Raw genomic sequence first — 18,603 nt, forward strand, 5'->3', positions numbered from 1 at the left:
TGGCCTGGATCGATCGGTGCAGGGCTCCGCCGTGCCGGCGGGGCGGTGGAAGCGCGCTCAGCGCTCGAGGAACTTCAGCTTGTCCGGCTTGCCGTCCCACTCGGCGGCATCGGCCATCGGTTCCTTGCGCACGGTGATCACCGGCCAGGCCCTGGACAGCTCGGCGTTGAGCGCGACGAAGCCCTCCTGGCCGGCGGGGACGTCGTCCTCGGGGTAGATCGCATTGGCCGGGCACTCGGGCTCGCAGAGGGTGCAGTCGATGCACTCGTCCGGATCGATCACCAGGAAGTTCGGGCCTTCGTGGAAACAGTCCACCGGGCACACCTCGACGCAGTCGGTGTACTTGCACTTGATGCAGTTCTCGGTGACGACGAAAGGCATGGAGGTGGACCAGTGGAAGCTGCGGGAAACGCGCCATTCTAATCCAGCAGCGGTTGGCGCGTCGCCCCGGCGTCAGCCGAATCGTGCCCGGGCCAGGCGATACAGTCCGGCGGCGGCCAGGTCCTCGCGATGGCGCAGCGCGATCCTGCCGTGCGCGGAGAGCGCCCGGGCGTAGCGGTCCAGCAGGGCGTCGCTGCCGACCAGGTGCACGGGACGGTCGCCCGCCCTCGCCAGCGCCGGCTGCAGCTCATGGCCGACCAGCAGGCCGGACAGGTAGGAAGGCAGGGCAGCGCCATCGAAGCGTCCGAACAGGGCGGCGGTGCGCACGCCGAACACGTCGTGCAGCAGGCCGGCGCCGGCGCGTGCCTGCGCCAGGCCGGCGTCGAAGGCCGCCGGATCCAGCGCCGGTTCGGCCTGCGGCATGCCGCGCGCCAGGATGCTGTGGCCGCGCAGCAGGCCGTAGATCTCGCCGGTCATGGCGGTGGGGATGGCGGTGATCACGCCGTCCTCCACCCGCACCCACTTGCTGTGGGTGCCGGGCAGGCAGGCGACGTGGACGCCGGGCACCAGCTGCTCCAGCAGGCCGACGACCTGGGTTTCCTCGCCGCGCATCACGTCGGCGGCGGCGTCGCGGAGGTCGCACATGCCCGGCGCGCACCACAGGCTGCGGCCTGCCAGCGCGCGCACGTGGCTGGCCTGCGCGGTCAGTTCGACCATCCCCGCGGCCAGTGCCTCGACGCCGGCGGGGCAGGGCCCGTAGGGCGCTTCGACCCAGCCGCCGCGCGCGCCGACCATGCCGCACATCACCACCAGTCGATCGTCCCAGTCGCCGATCACCGCGGCCAGGGTCTCCGCGTAGCGACCCTCGCACGCCAGCGCCCCGACCTCGCCGCAGCGCCGTTCGACCACCTGGCCGCCGTCATCGAGGCGATACGCGCGCAGGTTGCTCCCGCCCCAGTCGACCGCGATCAAGCAGGCAGCTCCACGCGGCTTTCCGGGATGCCCAGCGTCCGCTCCAGGCGCAATGCATACAGGCCGCCGGAGGAGGGCGCACGCGCCAGCGCCCCGGCGTCCAGGCCTTCCGGCGAGGTGATCACGTAGAGCGTGTCCAGCCGCGGGCCGCCGATCGCGCAGCACGAGGGCTGCGGTACGGGCAGGTGGATTTCGCGTTCGACCGAGCCGTCGGCATCGAAACGGACCACCCGGGCGCCGCCCCAGCGGGCGTTCCAGATCCGGCCTTCGGCATCCATGCAGGAGCCGTCGGGCGAGCCGCTGGCGGCGCCGGCGGCCACGACCGGGCGTGGCGCGCCGACCAGCGCGGCCTCCGGGTCGTATTCGGCCTGGAGGATGGTGCCGGTGGGGGTGTCGCACCAGTACAGGGTGCGGCCGTCGCGGGAGAAGCAGATCGAGTTGGGAATGCCGATGCCGCCCGTCGGCAGGCGGCGCAGGCCGTGCGCCGCCGAGTACTGGTACATCGCGCCGGTGGGCGCATGGCCCGGGTTCTGGTTCATCGTGCCGAACACGAAGTTGCCGTGGCGGTCGGCGCGGCCGTCGTTGCTGCGGTGGCCGGGAAGGGCCGGCTCGATATCGGCCAGGTGGCGCAGCTGCAGCGCACCGGGGGCGTCGGCATCGACCCTGGCCTCATGCAGGGAACTGGCCAGCACCAGCAGCAGCCGGTCGTCCTGGCCCAGGCCGATGCAGCCGGGGCGGTCGGGCAGGTCCCAGTGGCGGGTCAGGCCATCGGCGGGACGGTGCAACCACAGGCCGCGCCCATCGATGTCCACCCACAGCACGGCCTGGCGACGATCGCACCAGACCACGCCTTCGCCGTGCGCGCAGCGCGAGTCGACCAGCAGCTCGGGGACGTTTTCCATGTCGCTCCTACCATTCGGCAACGCTGGCGTCGGCGTGCCGCCACACGGGGTTGCGCCAGTCCGGCGGGTTGGCATGCGCGTGGCGCAGCCGTTCCTCGTCGACCTCCACGCCCAGGCCCGGGAGCGGCAGGGCGCGGATGTCGCCATTGTCGCAGCGGAAGTCGTCCTTGTTGAGGACGTAGTCGAGCAGGTCGGCGCCCTGGTTGTAGTGGATGCCGATGCTCTGCTCCTGCAGCACCGCGTTGTGGGCGACGAAGTCCAGCTGCAGGCAGGCCGCCAGCGCCACCGGACCGAGCGGGCAATGCGGTGCCAGGGCGACGTCGTAGGCCTCGGCCATGGCGGCGATCTTCAGGCACTCGGTGATGCCGCCGGCGTGCGACAGGTCCGGCTGCAGGATCGCCAGCCCACCTGCTTCCAGCACGCGCTTGAACTCGAAGCGCGAATACATGCGCTCGCCAGCTGCCAGCGGGATCGGGGTCGATGCGGCCAGGCGCGGGTAGTACTCGGCCTGCTCCGGCAGCACCGGTTCCTCGACGAACAGCGGCCGGAACGGCTCCAGTTCGCGCAGCAGGGCCCTGGCCATCGGTGCGCCGACGCGGCCGTGGAAGTCCACGCCGAAGTCCACGCTGTCGCCGAAGGCCTCGCGCACGGCGGCGACCCTGGCCACGGCCTGGTCCACCGCGCGCGGACTGTCGACCAGCTTCATCTCCTCGGTGCCGTTGAACTTGAAGGTGTCGAAGCCGAGCTCGCGGTAGCCGCGGATCTGCTCGACCAGGTCGGCCGGACGGTCGCCGCCGACCCAGCGGTAGGTCTTCATCCGGTCACGCACGCGGCCGCCGAGCAGCTCGTACACCGGCACGCCCAGGGCCTTGCCCTTGATGTCCCACAGCGCCTGGTCGATGCCGGCGATCGCGCTCATCAGCACCGGGCCGCCGCGGTAGAAGCCGCCGCGGTAGAGCGTCTGCCAAAGGTCGTTGATCCGCGCCGGATCCTTGCCGATGACGTACTCGCCCAGCTCGTGCACCGCAGCCTCGACCGTGCGTGCGCGGCCCTCGACCACCGGCTCGCCCCAGCCGGTGATGCCTTCGTCGGTTTCGATCTTCAGGAACAGCCAGCGTGGCGCGGCGTGGTAGGTGGTGAGGCGGGTGATCTTCATTCGTGGTGGTCCATCAGGGCCTGGCGGAACGCGTGCGCGTTCCGCCGCGTCGCCTCCGGGGACTGGCCGGGCCGGTAGAGCTCGCCGCCGATGCCGGCGCCGGCACAGCCGGCCGCCAGCCAGGCGGGCAGGGTTTGCGTGGTCACGCCGCCCACGGCGAACAGGGGGACGTCGGGCGGCAGCACGGCACGCAGGGCGCGCACGTGACCGGTGCCGTAGGTGGCGGCCGGGAACAGCTTGAGCATGCTGGCGCCGGCATCCAGCGCCGCGAACGCCTCGCTGGCGGTGGCGAAGCCGGCCAGCACCTGCAGTCCGGCTTCGGCGGCATGGCGGATAAGCACCGGGTTGGTATTGGGCGTGACGATGAAGCGCGCGCCAAGCCTGCGCAGCGTGTCGACCTGTCCGGTGCGCAGTACGGTGCCGCCGCCGATCCAGGCGCGGTCGCCGCAGGCGCGTGCCGCCTCGCCGATGCTCACGGCCCAGTCCGGCGAATTGAGCGGGACCTCGATCGCGTCGTAGCCCTCGTCCAGCAGGGCCTGCAGGTGCGCGGGTGCCTGCTCCGGGGTGAGGCCGCGGAGGATGGCCACGAGGGGGAGCCGGAACGGCAGGGAAGGGGCGCTCATGCTCGGGCTCCGCGGTGGCATGGCGTGATCGTATGCAAGACGTGCGTCGGGGCGGTATCGGTTGGCGAGGTGGAGGGTGGCCGCGCCCGGGCTGGGGTGGAGGGGTACCGGCCCGGGCGTGCCACATGCGTAGCGTCGCCCGGATGAGATATGTTTGGAAATGAAATTTTCGAGCCAATCTATTCCGGGCGCATATAGGATCCTGCCATGAACCATGCACCTGCCGCCTCGCACTGGGCCAACCCGGCCCGGCTCAAGACCCGGCACCTGATGCTGTTGCTGCACCTGGACGAACAGGGATCGGTGCTGCGGGCGGCCGAGGCGGCCCGCATGACCCAGCCGGCCGCGTCGAAGCTGCTGGCGGAGATGGAGGGGCTGCTGGGCGTGCCCCTGTTCGAGCGCCACGCCCGCGGCGTCCAGCCAACCTGGTACGGCCAGGTGCTGATCCGGCGTGCGCGCAGCGCACTGCTGGAGATCGGCCGCGCCCAGGAGGAGATCGCGGCGCTTCGCGACGGACGCATGGGGCAGGCTTCGGTCGGCACGGTGGTCAATCCGGGCACCAACCTGGTCCCTGCGGCGGTGGCCGCGATCAAGCGCGAACATCCGGGCATCCTGGTGCGGGTGGAGATGGACTACAGCCGTCCGCTGGTGGCGAAGCTGCTCGATGGCCAGCTGGACCTGGTGGTGGGGCGGATCATGGAGCCGGCCGGCGGCATGGAGCTGGAGTTCGAACCGCTGGCCGACGAACCCCATTCGGTGATCGTGCGCGGCGAACACCCCCTGGCCAGCCGCCAGCGCCTGGTCCATGCCGACCTCGCTCCGTTCGGATGGATCCTGCCGCCGCCGGACAGCGTGCTGCGCACCCGGCTGGAGACGATGTTCCTGGAGCGTGGCCTGACTCCCCCGGACAACGTGGTGGAAACCTCCTCGCTGCCGGTGACGGTGAACCTGCTGCGCGCCAGCGACCTGCTGGCCGCGCTGCCAGTCGAGGCGGTGGCCGCGTACCTTTCGGCGCGCCAGCTGGCAGTGCTGCCGCTGGAGCTGGGAGTGGGCATGGAGTCCTTCGGGATCATCCGCCGCCGCGGGCATCTCCTCTCGCCAGCAGCCCAGCGCGTGCTGGAGGCCCTGCGCACGGTCGCCAGGGCGCTATATCCCGGCTTCCGCCGTTAACTTCCCGGCTATTGGCGGGAACTGTCACATACGCAACTTCGTCCCGTTCCCCGGTTGACCGCCGTCACGTGGTAGCGTTAACGTGCCGTTCACGCACCTTCGCCGGAACGCGGGGCCGTGCCCGGGCAATGCCCCCACAACTGAAAAAATCCTTTATCTCTGGGAGGGGACTGGATGTCGAAGTACATGAACCGTGCCGCTGGCCGCGGCGCGAAGTCGCACCTGCATATGCAGCGCCAGGCCCTGGCCGTCGGCGTTGCCATGGTCCTGGCCGCCGCTACTTCCAGCGCGCAGGAAGCCAACACCGCATCGTCGGACGCCGTCGAGCTGGATACCGTCCAGGTGACCGGCCTGCGCGGCAGCCTCATGCGCGCGCAGGACCTGAAGCAGGACGCCGAGCAGATCATCGACTCGGTCACCGCCCAGGACATCGGCGCCCTGCCGGACCGCAGCGTCACCGAAACCCTGAAGCGCGTTTCCGGCGTCACGGTTACCGGCTTCGCGGCGCGTGACGATACCGACCACTTCTCGGCCGAAGGCAGCGGCGTGATGATCCGCGGCCTGACCTTCGTCCGCGGCGAGCTCAACGGCCGTGACGTGTTCAGCGCCAACGGTGGCCGCGGTATCAGCTTCGAGGAAGTACCCGCCGAACTGATGGCCGGCGTCGACGTGTACAAGAATCCCTCCGCCGAGATCATCGAAGGGGGCCTGGGCGGTACGGTCAACCTGCGCACCCGCATGCCGTTCGACGAGCCGGGCCGCAAGATCGCCGGCAGCATCGATTACAACCGTGGCGACAAGGCGAAGGACGGCCGTCCGTCCGGCTCCTTCCTGTTCAGCGACCGCTGGGAGACTGGCATCGGTGAAATCGGCTTCCTCGCCAATGCCTCCTACTCAGAGCTGGCAACCCGCTCCGACGGCGTGCAGATCCAGCCGTTCGTGCGTCGTGGGCGCACGCCGGCCGAACAGCCCGAGGGCAATGGCGGCTATTGGGACTGGGAGCTGGGCGATTGGCGCGATGCTGACGAGCAGCGCGAGGACCTGCTCGCGGGCACCGACTTCGACCAGGTATATGTGCCGGGCGGCCTGAACTGGCGTCGTACCGACTTCGACCGTACCCGCCAGGGCGGTGCCTTCGCCTTCCAGTGGCGTCCCAGCGAGGACACCGAGGTCTATACGCAGTTCATCACCTCCAGGTACGAGCTGGAATGGCGCGAGCACTTCATGGAGTGCTGCGGCAGCATGGAGAAGAACGACATCAACTGGCAGGGTGACCGGGACAGGTTCCATCCCTGGTACCAGGACGGTCTGGCCGACCGCACCAACAACGTGGTGCCGATGCCGGGCACCCGCTTTGAGTACGACCAGTACGGTCGTTTCCTGCGCGGCACCCTCCGCCAGGGCGGCTGGCGCGGTCAGCCGGAGGACGGCCCGTCGAACATGTACCAGAACTCGGGCATCCAGTTCGCTGCGGGTAACCGCTATAACGTCCAGGATTCGAAGACCACCGACTGGTCGGCGGGCTTCCGTCACTACCTTACCGACGCGCTGACCCTGCGTGGTGACTTCCAGTACGTGAAGTCGACCAGCGACAACATCGACTTCTCGGTCCACACCTCGACCCTGCTCGAGCAGGTAACGCTGGACGTGACCGGCAAGTACCCGTCGCTGACCATCGGCGAGCCGTCCAGCGCCCTGGCCCAGGAGAACTACTTCTGGCGCTCGGCGATGGACCATGTCGCGCAGAACGAGGGTACCGAGCGCGCCGGTCGCCTTGACCTGGAGTACACCTTCCTCGACAGCGCCTGGCTGCGTAAGTGGCGTGCCGGCGTGCGCGTGGCCGATCGCAGCTACACCAGCCTGTCCACCAACTGGAACTGGGGACCGATCAGCGACGACTGGCGCCGCATTGCCAACGCGCCGGATCCGAACCGTCCGCCGGTGGCCTGGCTGGACCAGTTCTTCCCGACCGACTCCACGCTGTACTCGATGTCGGACTTCTTCGGCGGCAAGGTCAACGTCCCGGTGAACTTCTGGACGGCCCGCGATGGCCTGGTGACCCGCGAAGCAGTGCTGGCCACTCTGTCGACGATCGAGTCGACCGGCGACACCTGGAGCCCGGTGGAATACGGTCCGGAGTTCGTGAATGGCCAGGATGAGCGCACCCAGGCGGCGTACGGTGTCCTGTACTTCGGCAATGACGAGCTTGCCCGCCCGGTTGACGGTAATGTGGGTGTGCGCGTGGTCAAGACCAGTGTCCGCAGCCAGGGCGGTTTCCAGCTGCCGGATATGTCCGGCTCCCGGTCGGAGAGCGACCCGTACGTCGCGCCGGAGGTGCTGGAGGCGTTCCAGGGTCAGGCGTTCCGCACGGACCCGAACAGCACCACCTACACCGACGTCCTGCCCAGCCTCAACGTCCGTGTGCGTTTCGACCACGGCCTGCAGTGGCGTTTCGCCGCATCCAAGGCCATCGCACGGCCCGAGTTCCGCCTGATGCAACCCTGGCTCTCGCTGTCGGCATCGGCCGAAGCCTGCCGCTGGGCCCTGCGTGACGGCCTGCGCACCGAGCTTTGCGGTTTCGAGGACCTGTCCTACAGCGGCAGCGCCGGCAGCCCGGACCTGAAACCGATGCGTGCGACGCAGTTCGACACGGCCCTGGAGTGGTACTTCGGTCCGGCCAATAGCGCGTACATCACGTTCTTCCACAAGGACGTCAAGAACTACTTCGCTTCGCAGACGGGCGTCGAGACCTGGGACGGGATCGAGTACACGGTTACCCGTACCCGCAACCTGGACGAGGGGAAGATCCGCGGCTTCGAAGTGGGCTACTCCCAGTTCTTCGACTTCCTGCCGGGCTTCGGCATCCAGGGCAACTACACCTTCGTCGACAGCTCCGGTGGCGCCAACGCCGTTGTGAACCCGTTCGACGAGGGTATCGCCCAGGCACAGCCGCTCGAGCTGCCCCTGGAAGGCCTGTCGCGTCGCAGCTACAACCTGCAGCTGGTGTATGAGCCGGGTCCGGTGTCCGTGCGCCTGGCCTACAACTGGCGTTCGCGTTACCTGCTGACTTCCAGCGACGTGATGCCGGCGATGCGCCAGCCTGTCTGGAACGACGACTACGGCCAGCTGGACGGCTCGTTCTTCTACAACATCAACAAGAACGTGCAGATCGGCCTGCAGGTCAACAACCTGACCAACAGCGTGACCAAGCTGCTGATGGGCCCGCGTGCCTATAACCGCGACGGCTTCGTCGACGAGACGCTGTACAACCGCGCCTGGTTCGAGAACGACCGCCGCTACTCGGCGGTGCTGCGCGCGAGCTGGTAAGAGGCCTGCCGGATACCGGCAGCAAGCGTGAAAGGCACGGCCCGCGGGGGGAACCCCGCGGGCCGTTGCTTTGTGGGGTGGTATTCCCGCGTCGAATAGCTGGTTCGGAATAATTCATTGGTGGGGCATGGCGGCCTGAACCTATGCTCCGGCCACGGGTCCCCCCTGCGCCGGCAAAGCCGCGCGACCCTGCAGCCCCTCCGAAGGAAGGCCTGCGACAACCCGACGGACGTACCCCGTCCACGCTTGAACCGAACGTGTCCTGGGAGGGAACGCAATGGCCAAGCACCACCACCGCGGCACGGGGATCGGCCCGGCTGCGCACCCCGTCGTGACCGGTCGCCACCGCCTGCTTGCCGTCTGCGTGGCCCTGTCGCTGTCCGCCACCGTCCACGCGCAGCAGGCGCAGGAAGAAGCCGTCGAACTGGACGCGGTCCACGTCGCCGGCATCCGTGGCGCGGTCCACCGCGCCCAGGACATCAAGCGCGACGCGGAGACCTTTGTCGATTCGGTCACCGCACTGGACATCGGCGCGCTGCCGGACCGCAGCGTCACCGAAACACTGTCGCGCATCCCGGGCGTGACCATCGACCACTTCCTGTCGGTCGGCGATCCGGAGCATTTCTCCGCCGAGGGCGGCGGGGTGGCGGTGCGCGGCCTGACCCAGGTGCGCTCCGAGCTCAACGGCCGGGACAGCTTCTCCGCTTCCGGTGGGCGCAACCTCAGCTTCCAGGACGTGCCTTCGGAACTGATGGGCGGGGTGGACGTGTACAAGAACCAGACCGCCTCGATGATCGAGGGCGGCCTGGGCGGTACGGTCAACCTGCGCACCCGCCTGCCATTCGACCAGGAAGGACGGAAGGTCGGCGCGTCGCTGAGCGTGAACTACGGCGATTTCGTCGAGGAGTACAAGCCCTCCGGCTCCTTGCTGTACAGCAACCGCAGGCAGACCGGTGCCGGCGAGTTCGGCCTGCTGCTCGACGTGGCGCGCTCGGAGCTGGCGACCCGTACCGACGGCCTGTTCGTGCGTCCGTTCTTCGCCAACGCCAACTCCGACCTGGATGGCGACGGCGGCAACGAGCAGCTCTGGCTGCCGCGCGGCGCCGACTGGCGCACCCTCGAGTACGAGCGCCAGCGCGATGGCGCCTACGTGGCCCTGCAGTGGCGACCGAACGCGGACGTCGAGATCACCGGCACCGCGTTCCAGAGCAGCTACGACGAGCTGTGGTACGAGGACGCGATCTTCGTGTCCAACGACCCGCTGCAGGTCGCGCTCGACGCCAGCCAGCCGTACGAGCTCGACGGCAACGTGTTCCGGTCCGGCCGCCTGACCCAGGCCGGCGGCGTGCCGATGGGCACCGACATCCGCGCCTCGCACCGCGAGTCCAAGACCACCGACCTGTCGCTGGGCCTCAAGTGGCAGCTTGGCGACCTGACCCGTTTCTCGACCGACTTCCAGTACATCAAGGCCGATACGCGCGCGCTGGATTCCACCGTGTCCCTCGGGGTCGATGTTCCCTGGATCGACGTGGGTCTCGGCGGCGTTCCCCGGATCGGGATCGACGGGTCCTTCACCGCGGATCCCGCGAACTACTACTGGGGCTTCACCATGGAGAACCTGGTGGACAACGTGGCCGACGAGCTCGCCTGGCGCGCCGACATCGACCACTCGTTCGAAAGCGCGGGCTTCCTCAAGGGCTTCCGGACCGGCGTGCGCACTACCCAGCGCACCGCCACCAACATCGACACCGGCTACAACTGGCAGCCCGTGTTCCAGGCATGGATGGCAGGCTGGGCGGCGCCGGCGGAACTGCCGGGCCTGGACCTGGATGCGACCGTCAACTCCAGCCTGGTCAACCTGCAGACCTTCGCCAGCTTCTACCGCGGCGGAGCCAGCACGCCCGGTGCGTTCTACGCGCCGGTGCTGGCCACCGCGCTTGGCTATCCGGCCAGCTACATGGATATCCACGCCGCGGCCACCCCGTACTACCTGTGCTGCTACGGCGGCTTCGAGGAGCGCGAGGTCGGCGGCGAGTACACCAACAGGCAGAGGGAAGACACCTACGCGGCGTACTTCATGCTGGAATTCGGCCTGGACAGCGCGCTGCTGGACGGCAACATCGGCGTGCGCGTGGTCCGCACCGAGAACACCGCCGACGGTTTCCTGGTCTATCCCGACGTGCCGTATGCGCCGTACCTGGGGGCGGGCGAGGTGGAGCCGATCTCCGCCCGGAACGCATACACCGACGTGCTGCCGAGCCTCAACCTGCGCTGGGAGCCGGCCGACAACCTCATCCTGCGCTTCGCCGCGTCCAAGGCCATCGCCCGCCCGGACTTCGGTGACATGCAGGCCTACCAGGTGCTCACCGTCGGCACCCGCGACGGCGTGACCGAGCCGCAGCAGGGCACGCTGCCGATCGGTGACCTCGAGCTGACCGGCAGCTCCTACGACAACCCGTACCTGGATCCGATGCGGGCCAACCAGTTCGACCTGTCGGCCGAATGGTACTTCGATCCCGACCATGGCGGCATGGCCTGGATCAACCTGTTCCACAAGGACGTCAAGGACTACTTCCGCCGCCAGACCCAGCTCGTGTCCTATCCGGGCGCCGACGGCAACGCATACGACTACCTGGTCACGCGCCCCGTCAACGTCGGCACCGCGCGGATCCAGGGCGTCGAGCTGGGCTGGAACCAGTTCTTCGACTTCCTGCCTGGTGCGTTCAGTGGCCTGGGCATGTCGGCCAACTACACGTACATCAGGAGCTCGACCAGGGTGCCTGCGGATTCGGACACCCAGCCGGTGGACACCGACGGCTCGACCTTCGGCGACCTGCCCGCCGACGGCCTGTCGAAGAACTCCTACAACCTCGCCGTGTTCTACGAGCAGGGGCCGTGGCAGGTGCGCTTCGCCTACAACTGGCGCAGCGAGTACCTGCTGTCGATCGGGCCCAACGGCTACAACGGCGAGGACGGCGGCATCCCGTGGAAGCTCCCGGTGTTCAGCGACGACTTCGGCCAGCTCGACGGTTCGATCTTCTACAGGGTCACCGACCATATCCAACTCGGCCTGGAGATGAACAACCTCAACAATGCCGAGCAGCGGACCATCATGAAGCAGGGCGGCGCGGGCGACCGGGTAACCTCGTGGTACGTCAACGACCGCCGCTATGCGGCCACGCTGCGGGTCAACTTCTGAGCATGGCTGGAGGGAGGCGCCAGGGATCCGCCCGCCATTTCCGGCGCAGATCCCTGCCTGCAGCCGGAACGGCCGGTCGGTGGCGGCTCCGTTTGTCGCGTCGCAGCGTGCCGTGGCCGCGGGAACCCGCAAGATGGCGGCCGGGGAGTGGAGTGCCGTCCGCGCAAGGACTTCGCCGGGGGGCGATCCGCCGCAGCTCCCTGGTCCCCCCGCACGCCATGCGCCATGACTGTCCATCGCCGTGCCCGCCCGGCCGGCACGGCGTGATCCACGGAGAAACCGCACGATGACATCACGGAGCGTCCTCGCCCCCCTTGCCTGGCTGGTGCTTGCAGTTCCCGCATCGGCGGCCACCGGTTCCGGCCTCGAGTTGCCCCTGGTCTTTTCCGACGGCGCCGTGCTGCAGCGCGACCGGCCGCTTCCGGTATGGGGCCAGGCGCGTCCGGGCTGCAGGGTGGAGGTGGAGCTGGACGGCCGGCGTGCGAGCGCCACGGCCGCGGCCGACGGGCGCTGGGCGCTGGGCCTGCCGGCGCATGCGGCGGGCGGCCCGTATGTCCTGGAGGTGGATGCCTGCGGCGAACGCCGGAGGATCGCCGACGTGATGTTTGGCGAGGTGTGGCTGGCCTCGGGCCAGTCGAACATGGAATGGCCGGTGGCGCAGACCCTGCATGCGAGCGAGGACATTGCGTCCGCCGGCGATCCGCAGCTGCGCCACTTCAAGGTGCCGCGCTCCTGGGCGGAGGCGCCGCGCGCGCAGCTGGAAGGCGGGCAATGGCAGGCGGCCAGCCCGGAGACGGTGGGGACATTCTCGGCCGTCGGCTATGCCTTTGCGCGCGACCTGCGCCGTACCCTGCAGGTGCCGGTGGGCATCATCGACAGCACCTGGGGCGGCAGCTCGATCGAGGCGTGGATGGGCGCCGGCATGCTGGGCCTGGATGCGGCGGCGCTGGAAGCGAAGATGCGCGAGCGACGTGCCGCGGAGGAAAGGATCGAGCAGGCAGTCCGCCAGCGCGTGGCCGCATGGGAGCCGGTCGACCCCGCCTCAGAGGCGTTCGCGTCCGACCACCTCGACACCACCGGCTGGCAGCCGATCAATGTCCCCGCCGCGTGGGAATCACAGGGCTACGACGGGATGAATGGCGTGGCCTGGTACCGCACCACGTTCGACCTCGGCGCAGCCGAGGCGGCGGCCGGCATCACCCTGGGCCTGGGCCAGATCGACGACACGGACACCACCTGGGTCAACGGGCACCAGGTCGGCAGCACGGTGAACGCCTACAACAAGCCACGCGTCTACCAGGTTCCGGCCGGCGTGCTGCGCCCCGGTACCAACACCATCGCGGTGCGGGTCCAGGACGATGGTGGCGGCGGCGGCATCATGGGTTCCCGCGACGAGATCTTCGTACGGCCGCAGGGCGGCGTCGCGCGCGCGCTGGAGGGGCCCTGGCTGTTCCGCACCGCACAGGTCAGCGTGTCGATGCTGGACGACAAGAACCAGGGCGACACCCTGCTGTACAACGCGATGCTGCATCCCTTGCAGCCGTATGCGCTGGCCGGAGTGATCTGGTACCAGGGCGAGACCAACGCCAGCCCCGACGGCGCGTACCGGTATCGCGACCAGTTCCGCGGCCTGATCGAAGGCTGGCGTGAAGGCTTCCGGAACCCGGAATTGCCGTTCCTGTGGGTGCAGCTGGCGCCGTTCCATTCTGGCGACGACCGGCTGGACGTGCAGGGCCGGGTGATCGACAGTCCCTGGGCCACGCTGCGCGAATCGCAGAGCGCGACCCTGGCGCTGCCGGCCACCGGCCAGGCGGTGATCACCGATGCCGGCGACACCCATGACATCCATCCGCGCGACAAGCACGTCGTGGGGCAGCGGCTGGCACGGATTGCGCTGAACAAGGTCTATGGCCAGCAGCACATGGCCTGGACCGGCCCGATGTATCGCAGCGCCGAGGTGCGCGGGCACGAGCTGGTGCTGCATTTCGACCATGCCGATGGCGCCCTGGCCGTGCGCGGCGATGGTGCACTGGCCGGGTTCGAGCTGGCCGGCGCGGACGGACGGTTCCATCCGGCGCAGGCGCGGATCGAGGGGGACACCGTGGTGCTGCAGGCCAAGGTGGTGCGTTCGCCGGTGAGCGCACGCTACGGCTGGAGCGACGACCCGAAGGACGCGAACCTGGTCGGCCGCGACGGGCTGCCGGCGTCTCCTTTCCGCACCGCCGAATGGTGACCTGATGCCGGAAGCCTCGATGCAGAAGCGCGCGACCCGCGCGCATGGCCCACGCTTGGCGGCAATGCTGCTGGGAACGGTGTTCACGCTGCTGCTGGCCGCCTGTGGCAGTCGCCAGGCAGGCGAGGGTGCCACGGCGGCGAACTCCGGCCCTGCCGCTGACGCGCCGGCGCCTGCGGCTTCCGCGGCCCAGGCGCCGATCCCGCAGATCGTCACCCGCGATGGTCGCCACGCCTTGCTGGTGGATGGCAAGCCGTTCCTCATCCTCGGCGCGCAGGTGAACAACTCCAGCAACTGGCCGCAGGCCCTGGAGGACGTGTGGCCGGCGATCGGACTGGTCAAGCCGAACACGGTGATGGTGCCGGTGGCCTGGGAACAGGTCGAGCCGGAGGAGGGCAGGTTCGACTTCTCCTGGGTCGATACCCTGCTGGCACAGGCGCGCGAGCATGAGGTGCGACTGGTCCTGCTGTGGTTCGCCACCTGGAAGAACAATGCGCCGCATTACGCGCCGGCGTGGGTGAAGCTCGACAACAAACGTTTCCCGCGCGTGGTGACCGCCGATGGCCGCATCCTTGATTCGCTGTCGCCGCACGGCCTGGAAACGCTGGAGGCCGACCGCAGGGCCTTCGTGCAGCTGATGCGGCACCTGAGGGAAAACGATCCACAGCGCACCGTGATCATGGTCCAGCCGCAGAACGAGCCAGGCACCTATGGCGGCGTGCGAGATTTCTCGCCGCTGGCGCAGCAGGCGTTCGAGGCGCCAGTGCCGTCGGCGCTGCTGGAGAGGCTGGGCAGGCCGCCGGGCACGTGGCGCGAGGTGTTCGGTGCCGATGCCGACGAGTTCTTCCATGCGTGGCACATCGCCCGCTTCATCGACCAGGTGGCCGAGGCCGGCAAGGCCGAGTATCCGTTGCCGATGTACATCAACGCCGCGTTGCGCGGCCCGTTCAACCCCGGCCAACCGGGCCAGTACGCCAGCGGCGGGCCAACCGACAACGTGCTGGACGTGTACAAGGCCGCGGCGCCGCACATCGACCTGCTGGCGCCGGACATCTACATGCCGGAGTACAGCCACTACACCACCGTGCTTGAGCGCTACGCGCGCCCGGACAACCCTCTGTTCGTGGCCGAGACCGGCAACCGTCCCGAGTATGCGCGCTACTTCTTCGCCGCACTGGGGCGGCAGGCGATCGGCTGGTCGCCGTTCGGCATCGACTTCTCGAAGTACTCCAACTATCCGCTGGGCGCGAAGGTCGTGGATGCGGAGACGCTGGAGCCGTTCGCGCTCAATTACCGGCTGGTGCGGCCGGCGGCGTCAGTGGTCGCCCAGGCCAGCTTCGAGGGCAGGGTGCACGGCACCGCCGAACAGCCCGGCAATCCGGTGCAGACCCTGCATATCGACGACAGGTGGAAGGCGGTGGTGACCTATGGCGTGCCGCAGTTCTGGTTCCAGGGACAGCCTCCGGGCAATCCGGAGCCGGTTGGCGCCGTCCTGGTCGTACAGCTGGGCCCGGACGAATTCCTGGTCACCGGCGTGCACGCGCGGGTGAACCTGGTGGCCACCGATCCGGCGCTGGCCGAGCGCCAGGTCTACGAATACGTGGACGAGGGCACGTACGTGGACGGCCAATGGAAGTTCCGCCGCCGCTGGAACGGCGACCAGACCGACTACGGGCTCAATTTCTCCGACGCCACCCAGTTGCTGCGGGTGAAGTTGGCGACCTACTGATTCGATCGCGGCGCGTTCCGCCGCGCGGGAGGGAAGAGGGATGACGCAGAACCGCAGGACGATGCACCCGGGGCGTGCGCTGGTGGCCCTGGCGCTGGCAGCCACGCTGGCCCCGGCACAGGCGCTGGCACAGGCCGTCGAGCGCCGGGCCGACGGAGTGGTCGTGCGCCCGGCCGACACGAGGGCGGCGGACGTGCGCCTGCAGCTGGTCTCGGACCGCATCGTGCGCGTCAGTGCAGATCCAAAGGGCGGCTTCCAGCGCAGTCCCAGCCTGATGCGCGCCGCCCCGCCGTCGCCGCCACCGGCGTTCGAGCTGGAGGAGGACGCCAGCCGGGTGCGGCTCAAGGCGCCGGGCATTACCGCCGAGGTCGCCCTGGCCGATGGCAGCGTCAGCTTCCTCGACGCCGCAGGCCGGCCGCTGCTGGCCGAGCGCCCTGGCGGACGCGAGTTCCAGCCTGCGAAGTTCGACGGCCGCGACTACTACAGCCTGCGCCAGCGGTTCGTCTCCAGCGAGGATGAGGCGCTGTACGGCACCGGCCTGCACCAGCAGGGCTGGATGAACCTCAAGGGTCGCGACGTCGAGCTGCTCCAGCACAACATCGACAACGCCATCCCGTACCTTGTCTCGACCCGCAACTACGGCATCCTCTGGGACAACAATTCGATCACCCGCTATGGCGATCCGCGCGGCCTGCGTCCGCTGCAGGAGTCGCTGCAGGTGTACGACGCCAGCGGCAGGCCGGGCGGCCTCACCGCGACCTATTCGATCGACGGCAAGGTGCGCGTGCAGCGCCGCGAGGCCGGGATCAACTACCAGTACATCAAGGACCTGTCCGCGTTTCCGGAACGGGCGAAGAACAAGGCCGAAGACGGCCGCACCCTGGTGACCTGGGAGGGCGCGATCGAGGCGAGGACAGGTGGCCGGCACACCTTCTCGATGTACAACAGCGAGTACGCGAAGGTGTACGTGGACGGCCAGCTGGTGATCGACCGCTGGCGCCAGAACTGGAATCCCTGGCACCACGAGTTCGCCCTGGACCTGGAGCCGGGACGCCGCTACCCCATCAGGGTCGAGTGGGACACCATCGACCCGGCCTATATCGCCCTGCTGCATCGTGATCCGCTGCCGGCGGACGAGGCCTCCGATCTTTCGATCTGGTCCGAAGCCGGGCAGATGATCGACTACTACGTGGTCGCCGGCGGGAACGCCGACGAACTGATCGCCGGCTACCGCCAGCTGACCGGAAAGGCGGTGATCCTACCGAAGTGGTCCTACGGCTTCTGGCAGAGCCGCGAGCGCTACAAGACCCAGGCCGAACTGACCGGGGTGCTGGACGAATACCGACGCCGCAAGCTGCCGATCGACGCCATCGTGCTGGACTGGTCGTACTGGCCCGAGGACGCCTGGGGATCGCACGACTTCGATCCGGCCAACTTCCCGGACCCGGAGGAAATGATCCGGCACGTCCATGACCAGCACGCGCAGATCATGATCTCGGTGTGGCCGAAGTTCTATCCGGCCACCGAACACTACAAGGAGCTGGATGCGGCGGGTTTCATGTACAAACGCAACATCGAGGTCGGCGAGCTCGACTGGATCGGCAAGGGCTACCTGAACTCCTTCTACGATCCGTTCTCGAGGCAGGCCCAGGACATCTTCTGGCGCCAGGTGAACGAAAAGCTCAACAGCAAGGGCATCGACGCCTGGTGGCTGGACGCCTCCGAGCCGGACCTGCACAGCAACATCGACGTGGGCGAGCGCAAGGCGCGGACGATGCCGAACGCGCTGGGCTCCTCGGTCGAGTACTTCAACGCCTATCCGCTGCCGCATTCGGAGGGCGTGTACCGCGGCTCGCGCGAGGTCGATCCGGACAAGCGCGTGTTCATCCTCTCCCGCGCGTTCTTCGCCGGGCAGCAGCGCGCCGCCGCTGCCTTCTGGAGCGGCGACATCGTCCCGCGCTGGGACGACCTGCGCGAACAGATCTCCGGACTGGTCAACGCCTCCATGGCCGGCGCGCCGAACGTGTCGATGGACATCGGTGGCTTTTCGCCCGAGCGTCGCTATGAGCAGAAGGACCCTGCGCACCTCGACGAGTGGCGCGAGCAGAACCTGCGCTGGTTCCAGTACGGCGCCTTCGTGCCGGTGTTCCGCCTGCATGGCCAGTTCCCGTACCGCGAGATCTGGGAGATCGCGCCGGAAGGCACGCCACACTACGACAGCTTCGTGCATTACCTGAAGCTGCGTTACTCCCTGCTGCCCTACATCTACACCCTGGCGGCCGATACCTGGCACCGCGACGGCACCATCCTCCGGGCGCTGGCCATGGATTTCCCGCAGGACCCGGAGGTGCGCGACATCGCCGACCAGTACCTGTTCGGCCCGGCCTTCCTGGTCGCGCCGATCACCCGCTACCAGGCGCGCGAGCGCCAGGTCTACCTGCCGGCTGGCACGAGCTGGATCGACTTCCACACCGGCCAGCGACATGCCGGCGGGCAGGCGATCACCGCCGATGCGCCGCTGGAGCGCAGTCCTCTGTTCGTGCGTGCCGGCTCCATCGTGCCGCGCACCGTGGTCCAGCAATACGTGGACGAGAAGCCCGACGCCCCACTGACCATCGAGGTCTACACCGGTGCCGACGGCAGCTTTTCGCTGTACGAGGACGACGGCCGCAACTACGGTTACGAGCGCGGCGAGTTCGCGCGCATCCCCCTGGCCTGGAACGAGGCCAAGGGGGAGCTCGTGATCGGAAGTCGCGAGGGCAGCTATCCGGGCATGGTCGGGCAGCGCGAGATCCGCGTGCGCTGGATCGATGGGCCGCGTGGCGATGCGGGCACCCTGGAGCCGGAGGCCGACGCCATCGTGCGCTACACCGGAAACGCCGTTACGGTGCGTCGTCCGCGCGGTTGAGGC

General features: G+C 68.7%; 11 protein-coding genes. 6 read left to right on the plus strand and 5 right to left on the minus strand.

Going from position 1 to position 18,603, the window contains the following annotated elements; genetic code table 11:
- Window positions 1-57 precede the first annotated feature (57 nt).
- The 5 genes from fdxA to CSC68_RS01895 all read right to left on the minus strand — a co-directional run bounded on the left by fdxA (window position 58) and on the right by CSC68_RS01895 (window position 4,034).
- Complete coding sequence (fdxA, locus tag CSC68_RS01875; protein WP_162201805.1) at window positions 58-381, minus strand: ferredoxin FdxA; 324 nt, start codon at window positions 379-381, stop codon at window positions 58-60.
- A 72-nt stretch (window positions 382-453) separates the two neighbouring features.
- Window positions 454-1,353: a 2-dehydro-3-deoxygalactonokinase gene (locus tag CSC68_RS01880; protein ID WP_162201806.1), complete on the minus strand. Its 900-nt coding sequence runs from the start codon at window positions 1,351-1,353 to the stop codon at window positions 454-456.
- Window positions 1,350-2,255, minus strand: a complete 906-nt coding sequence (locus CSC68_RS01885) for an SMP-30/gluconolactonase/LRE family protein (RefSeq protein WP_162201807.1) — start codon at window positions 2,253-2,255, stop codon at window positions 1,350-1,352. The genes CSC68_RS01880 and CSC68_RS01885 overlap by 4 nt, the downstream gene beginning before the upstream one ends.
- A 7-nt stretch (window positions 2,256-2,262) precedes the next feature.
- Window positions 2,263-3,411, minus strand: a complete 1,149-nt coding sequence (gene dgoD, locus CSC68_RS01890) for a galactonate dehydratase (RefSeq protein WP_162201808.1) — start codon at window positions 3,409-3,411, stop codon at window positions 2,263-2,265.
- Entirely contained in the window at window positions 3,408-4,034 is a 627-nt protein-coding gene (locus tag CSC68_RS01895; RefSeq protein WP_162201809.1) for a 2-dehydro-3-deoxy-6-phosphogalactonate aldolase, read from the minus strand. Before CSC68_RS01895 ends, dgoD begins: the two co-directional genes overlap by 4 nt.
- Before the next feature lie 207 nt (window positions 4,035-4,241).
- Between CSC68_RS01895 and CSC68_RS01900 the strand changes: the two genes are divergently transcribed.
- From CSC68_RS01900 to CSC68_RS01925, 6 genes are all read left to right on the plus strand, one after another.
- Window positions 4,242-5,204, plus strand: a complete 963-nt coding sequence (locus CSC68_RS01900; RefSeq protein WP_162201810.1) for a LysR substrate-binding domain-containing protein — start codon at window positions 4,242-4,244, stop codon at window positions 5,202-5,204.
- Window positions 5,205-5,378: 174 nt separating this feature from the next.
- Window positions 5,379-8,531: a TonB-dependent receptor gene (locus CSC68_RS01905; protein WP_162201811.1), complete on the plus strand. Its 3,153-nt coding sequence runs from the start codon at window positions 5,379-5,381 to the stop codon at window positions 8,529-8,531.
- Window positions 8,532-8,808: 277 nt separating this feature from the next.
- Window positions 8,809-11,730, plus strand: a complete 2,922-nt coding sequence (locus tag CSC68_RS01910) for a TonB-dependent receptor (RefSeq protein ID WP_162201812.1) — start codon at window positions 8,809-8,811, stop codon at window positions 11,728-11,730.
- Window positions 11,731-12,016: 286 nt separating this feature from the next.
- Entirely contained in the window at window positions 12,017-13,963 is a 1,947-nt protein-coding gene (locus CSC68_RS01915) for a sialate O-acetylesterase (protein ID WP_162201813.1), read from the plus strand.
- Between the two features lie 19 nt (window positions 13,964-13,982).
- Window positions 13,983-15,692 carry a GH35 family beta-galactosidase gene (locus CSC68_RS01920; protein WP_425501186.1) on the plus strand — a complete coding sequence of 570 codons (1,710 nt, stop codon included), beginning with the start codon at window positions 13,983-13,985 and terminating at the stop codon, window positions 15,690-15,692.
- A gap of 40 nt (window positions 15,693-15,732) precedes the next feature.
- On the plus strand, window positions 15,733-18,600 hold the full coding sequence (locus tag CSC68_RS01925; RefSeq protein ID WP_211365676.1) for a TIM-barrel domain-containing protein: 2,868 nt from the start codon (window positions 15,733-15,735) through the stop codon (window positions 18,598-18,600).
- Window positions 18,601-18,603 lie beyond the last annotated feature (3 nt).

The organism is Pseudoxanthomonas suwonensis, assembly GCF_010093235.1.
GTDB classification, from domain to species: Bacteria; Pseudomonadota; Gammaproteobacteria; order Xanthomonadales; family Xanthomonadaceae; genus Pseudoxanthomonas; species Pseudoxanthomonas suwonensis.